This is a genomic window from Candidatus Neomarinimicrobiota bacterium (assembly GCA_041862535.1).
In the GTDB taxonomy this organism is placed as follows: domain Bacteria; phylum Fidelibacterota; class Marinisomatia; order SCGC-AAA003-L08; family TS1B11.
The window spans coordinates 1-2,768 of sequence record JBGVTM010000161.1 but is presented as its reverse complement, the minus strand read 5'-3'; the positions used below and the strand labels follow the sequence as shown (position 1 = coordinate 2,768).

Sequence of the window (2,768 nt, the reverse complement as noted above, 5' to 3'; positions counted from 1 at the left end):
TCGAAGTTTGGATGGTTTTATGGTTTTTGTGCCGTGGATCTCAGCCGGCTTGATTTGTCGCAAAAGGGCGACCTCCTGGAACGCATGCCGTTTGACAGTCGCACCGTATGGCCGGAACCTGGTCTTCTGCCGTGGGGTTTTGAACCAGGCAGACGTCTCGAGGAGGGGAAGAATCCCGGCCTGGGAGTGCGCAGCCTCCATCAAGAAGGCATTAACGGCAGCGGCGTGGGTATAGCTATCATGGATATGTCATTGCGGAGGGATCATGTCGAATACGCCGACCGGATCAAGTCGTATCGTGCGATCGAAATCTCAGACGAAGGCGACGGTATGCATGGGCCGCCGGTGTGCAGTATTGCGGTAGGTAAGACCTGCGGTGTGGCGCCAGGGGCGAACCTGCATTATTATGCTGTGCCAATGGGGCCAATCTGGGACAATCGTCAGCGTGCTCGAACGGTTGAACAGATCGTTGAACGGAATCGAAACTTGCCTCCATCCGAGAAAGTGCGTGTCATCAGCATTTCAATAGACTTTTGCCGGTGGGCTCATTACGATCAATGGCAGGCGGCCGTAGCCAAGGCGAAAAAGAAGGGCATTCTGGTTGTGACCTGTGACAAGCAGGGTTTCATGCCATATCGCTCCATAAAACGAATCGTGGGAAAAGACCCGGACGATCCGAACAACTATGGCCCCAGCCACCTGTTTGGTGACGGAAATGCGCCGGTCTATGTGCCCATTGCGAACCGGTCCATGGCCAGTCACCGGGGTAAAGATGTCTATACCTTTGACACCCACGGGGGCAACAGTTGGGCTGCGCCCTACCTGGCCGGGCTGGCAGCCTTGGCATTCCAGGTGCATCCCGGGATTTCACCGGATGAGATCGTGGAACTCTGGAAAGAGACCGCAACCCGAACCAAGCTTGGTCCGGTTGTAAATCCCAGGGGATTCATTGAGGCTGTCAAACGCCTCAAGCCAAGTATTCCCAGGTGAAAGAGGACCAGAAAGATGCTGGCGTGTTAAGCGTTCGCTTGATCTGGCCCTCGAGCCCGGGCAGGAGAAGCGGAAACTAAAGCCCAGCGAGAGATAGAAATTAGTGTGGTGGTTCTACTTTTCAGATTAACTCAATAGGAGGTAACAAGTCATGAGACGAGTAACAACAGTACTATTAGGTCTGGTTGGAATTCTCCTTGCTGGCTCCCACTTCGTAGTGGCAAGTCAACAGGAGAAATCGAAGCATATCATCGTGCCTGGTGTGCGAGTTGGTGAATATACGATTGGCATGAGCAAAGACGAGGTGTTGAGAAAGCTGGGAGAACCAAAGAAAATTCATTTAGGGGATGAAAGTTACACCCTTAACAATCTTCCGAGAAGGTATAACATGATTTTTGATGATATTGCCTTTGAGATCGATAACGATTCAGTCAAAGGGATTGGCGTGCATAGTACTCTCTACAAATTCACCAACGGCCTGGGAGTAGGTGACTCGGAGCAAAAAATCAAACAAGCCTTTGGTGACGACTTCCAGCAAAGAGAGGGGAAGGGAGCGGACGTACTCACTTACAAAGACAAGGGTCTCGTGTTTGAAATCCACAAGAAGAAAAGGACGATAATAGAGATCGGCATTCGTCGGACAGCGGGTGGTCATAGTGATAGTAATGCAAGAGACAGTAGAAAGGTGATAATGCTCAGCGAACAGCCGCCTGGGCCGATTACATTTCCCAAGATAGACCGGAGACCACAGCCGCTTGGTTTAAGGCGGGGTGAGATAAAATCTCTTCCCAAGTATGACCCAAAGTCAACAGATTGGAATCAGGTTTTTCTACGAGGCGGCGACTTGTCACGGCTCGACTTAAGTAACGCTATCGACGACCTGCTGTACGCATGCTTTGATGATTGGACAGTGTGGCCTGAATCCGCTCACATGCCAGAAGGATTCGATCCAAAGAAGATAATGGAACTGGGAAAGAATCCGGGGCTGAGTGTACGCACCCTTCACAAAAGCGGTATTACAGGAAAGGGTGTGGGCGTTGCTATCATAGACCAACCACTCTTAACCGAGCATCAAGAGTATACCGACCGTGTGCGACTATATGAGGAAAACAACGTTAGGGATATATCCCGCTCACCAATGCACGGCGCCGCGGTTGCTTCGATAGCTGTTGGAAAAACCGTCGGAGTAGCGCCTGATGCGGATTTGTACTACATTGCTACATCGGATTGTGATTATCCCACGGTCAATGATCCCTCATATAACTTCCGTTACAGGGCACAATCGATTCGACGTCTTTTGGAGATCAATCGCCAGCTACCCGCGAATCGAAAAATCCGAGTTATTTCTATGTCAACAGGTTGGTTACCATCGCATGATGGTTATGATGAAATCATGGCAGCATGCGAAGAGGCAAAAGCTGCCGGTATTTTCGTTGTATCTTGCTGTATCGATCGAGTTCATGGTTTTAAATTTCATGGTCTTGGTCGTCAGCCTTTTGCCAATCCCGATGTATTCGAGTCATACGAATACTGCCTCGGCGTGTGGGCAAAGAAGTATTACGATGGTGCACGAGACCGCCTGCTCGTTCCCATGGACTCACGAGCGATAGCCTGTCCTACTGGCAGCGATAAATACGTTTTCTATCGTCAAGGAGGTTGGAGCTGGTCGGTCCCATACATCGCTGGTGTTTATGCTCTGGCCGCACAAGTAGAGCCGGAAATTACCCCCGAGAGATTCTGGGCGTTGGCGATGAAGACCGGCCGTACTATTGAACTGG

General features: G+C 50.7%; 2 protein-coding genes. Both read left to right on the top strand.

The genetic code is table 11. From position 1 onward, the window contains the following. On the top strand, positions 1-990 hold a 990-nt coding region (locus ACETWG_05965), incomplete at its 5' end, for a S8/S53 family peptidase (protein ID MFB0516133.1). 151 nt (positions 991-1,141) lie between these two features. After that, a partial coding sequence (locus ACETWG_05960) for a S8 family serine peptidase (GenBank protein MFB0516132.1) occupies positions 1,142-2,768 on the top strand: 1,627 nt, incomplete at its 3' end.